We start from the raw sequence: 2,791 nt of genomic DNA, 5'->3' as shown, positions 1-2,791 counted from the left end.
AGAGTCTCTGCGACGAATAGGACTGATTCGAGCTCGCTTCATGACTGTCGCTGACCTAACCTGAGCTAACCGGATACGCACTAATGACGTTATCCCGCACAGATTGGTATTCTTCGCCGCGCGTCGTGACCACGTCGTCAGGGGTGGCGACTAGTACAGCAAAGTCGACACTCGCAGCCGCTTGCACAAGAGAGTCGACCGTGTATCCAGACGCTTCAAAGACGCCTTGGTCCCAGCGGATCACCTTGCAAACCTTGTTGGACTCTAGTTCGGCTTGTAGGTTCCGTGCGACAGCTCGGCCCTCAGCGGATGAGCCGATGAACAACGAGGGCAGGCATGGAACCGGGGAGGCAGTCACGGGTACTCATGATAGCCCGTAGCTTCAGTTCAACGGGCAAGACTTGGTTGCGCACCTGCCCGTTCCGGACCTTGACATGGATTGCGTCGACGAACACGTTGGGAAGATGCAGGTCCAACGGCCGACGTCGGCACGGTTCGGCGGTATCGCAGTGGTGACTTTGCGGTCCGTGTCGGTCAGGACCGTCGCGGACCGGGGCCCGCAGCGAAAGTTCTGCGCCCATCAGGCTCCCCAGCCTCCCTGAGAGCATCGCCGACTTCGACGCCCCATCGAGGGACATAACGCTTCTTGTAGATCTCATGTAGCAGATCTGTTGATTAGATCTGCAGTGAAGATCTACACTATGAGGTAGTGAAGCTAGGCCATAACAATTGACGAGGAGAAATTATCGTGTCCATACATGATTCCCGTGCCCAACTTGTCCGACTCTCCGGCGCTCTCTGTGTCCAGCGCGGCACCCCGATGCTCCAGTCCTACGCCGATCCGCGACTGCTGTCCGACCAGGGACAGGTCGACCTCCATGACCCGGACAGCGACACCGGTTATCAACGAACGCTGGTGACTGCGCGGATCAAGCAAACGGCCGATTACTACGCGAAGGGCGGGCGCATGCCTAACCCGCTTTTGATCAACATCAGGAAGGGCGACTTCAACCAGGTGCGGGTCGTCGTCGACGGCGGAGACCGGGCGCAGGCAGACTACGACCGGGCGGTCGGGGAAGAGGGTAATTGGATCGGCAGCGGCTATATCGAGTTCGGCGCCGACCTACGGCTGTGGATCTACGACGGCCAGCACCGACGCGCTGGCCTCGAGCGACTGCTGGAGCGCGACGCGGGCTTCGACGACTTCCCCGCCCCAGTCAGCCTCACCCTCGGCCTGGATACACAGGAGGAGATGAAGGAGTTCTACGAGGTCAACACCAACGCCAAGAACGTCAGCACCAACCTCGCGTTCACCTTGCTGAGCAAGATGGCCGAGGATGACCCGGAACTGCGTGAGGCACTGGAGGGCGCCGACCGAGACTGGATCACCCGCGGACAGGCCGTGATGAAGGAACTCGAAGGACTCGCCGGACCCTGGAAGGGGCGTTTCCAGAAGGCCAACACACGCAAACGTAAAGGCGATGGCGTGATCATGCCGATGCAGCAGTTCGTGCGTTCGCTCAAGCCGGTGCTGGACATGCCGCTGCTCAAGCGCGCCGACCCGCTCACCATTGCCAACGTGATCAACGCCTACTGGCTGGGCATCACGGAGGTCATGCCCGAGCCCTTCGACGGCGACCCGGAGGAGTTTGTCATCCAGAAGGGCCAAGGCACCGTCGCCCTGCACAAGGTGCTCCCGCAGGTTGTCGAAGTCATCCGCTCCCGAGGCGGCAAGCTCGGCGAACCTCAGCGTTACGCCGAGGTCATGGCCGATCTGCCAGCCCTCAACGGCCCCGTGGTCATCGACGGCCAGCAGTCCACCGTCGACGGCGCCGAATACTGGCGCGTCGGCTCCGTCGCCTCCGGATTCAGCGGCGATGCAGGCCGCAGGCGGCTCTCTCTGCTCATACAGACTCTCCTGCCGCGGCCGTCGGACGCCATCGAACTGTGAGTGCTCGACTGCGGCGCAGTGGTCCACGCCCTACTACATGGTTGAGAAGATCGTCGGACCCCTGACGGATCGTTTGCTACCGATCAATTCCACGAAGAGAAAGGCATCCCATCATGACGCTGTATGTCTACGTCGACAACTCGAACGTCTGGATTGAGGGCCAGCGAATCCAGGCAGTCCGCACGGGTACTGCTCCTGACATCCGTGCCGCCCAAAAGCAGAAGTTCACCGCACCTTGGACCTTGGACTTCGGTCACCTCTACGCTTTACTCTGTCCGCCCGGCGAGAAGATCGGCAGGTCCATCATGTTTGGCTCCCGACCGCCGGAGAACGACAGCATCTGGCAGAAGATGCGCGATGCCGACTTTGAAGTCGAGACGTTCGACCGCAGTACCTGCACCAACCGGGAGAAGCAGGTCGACACCGCCCTTTGCACCAGGATGATGGAGGACTCTTTCACCTACATGAAGGCAGCCAATGGCGACATCGCGGTGCTGGTCGCCGGAGACGGCGACTTCCTGCCCACGATCAAATCTCTGCAGAGTCGCGGGCTCCGTGTCCGGGTCGTGTCGTGGTCGCATGCCGTCAGCCACCAGCTCCGTGACGCCGCCGACGAGTTCATCGAACTCGACCCGTACTTCGACGACTTGACGTGGCCGACGCCGTCGGCTTGATCAGAACAAAATGCCGTGCACGCGCGGCGGTCGATAGCCGGGGGCCAAACGATTCGAGACATCGCTCAGACGGTGTCGGTGAGTGAGTCCAGCATTGTCAGAGAGCTGGGGAAGCAGAAGAATCGCGCCGACGAACCGGTGCCGACATAGCCCTCTAGGGCGTGTT

At 61.1% G+C, this 2,791-nt stretch carries 4 protein-coding genes (1 of these 4 cut by a window edge); 3 read left to right on the top strand and 1 reads right to left on the bottom strand.

Annotated features, from left to right (window positions below; translation table 11 throughout):
- Positions 1-55 precede the first annotated feature (55 nt).
- Positions 56-358 (bottom strand): TIR domain-containing protein, encoded by a 303-nt coding sequence (locus tag EJC77_RS21615; protein WP_125614339.1) that lies wholly within the window; start codon positions 356-358, stop codon positions 56-58.
- Between the two features lie 390 nt (positions 359-748).
- Here EJC77_RS21615 and EJC77_RS15040 point away from each other — a divergent pair, with 390 nt between their 5' ends.
- From EJC77_RS15040 to EJC77_RS21460, 3 genes are all read left to right on the top strand, one after another.
- Positions 749-1,951: a DGQHR domain-containing protein gene (locus EJC77_RS15040; RefSeq protein WP_276309084.1), complete on the top strand. Its 1,203-nt coding sequence runs from the start codon at positions 749-751 to the stop codon at positions 1,949-1,951.
- A 113-nt stretch (positions 1,952-2,064) separates the two neighbouring features.
- A complete protein-coding gene (locus EJC77_RS15035; RefSeq protein WP_125614333.1) occupies positions 2,065-2,625 on the top strand; it encodes an NYN domain-containing protein in 561 nt (186 codons plus the stop codon).
- A gap of 82 nt (positions 2,626-2,707) precedes the next feature.
- Positions 2,708-2,791 carry part of the coding region annotated (locus EJC77_RS21460; protein ID WP_338069483.1) for a putative immunity protein on the top strand (this coding region is incomplete at its 3' end). 288 nt of the annotated region lie beyond the right edge of the window, so 84 of the 372 annotated nt are shown.

This window comes from Specibacter cremeus (assembly GCF_003946885.1).
Taxonomy (GTDB): domain Bacteria; phylum Actinomycetota; class Actinomycetes; order Actinomycetales; family Micrococcaceae; genus Specibacter; species Specibacter cremeus.
This window is presented reverse-complemented; position numbering and strand designations above follow the sequence as displayed.

Bases quoted from the DNA above. Each gene is read 5' to 3' on its own strand.
- EJC77_RS15035 (WP_125614333.1), top strand. From the start codon at position 2,065: ATGACGCTGTATGTCTACGTCGACAACTCGAACGTCTGGATTGAGGGC.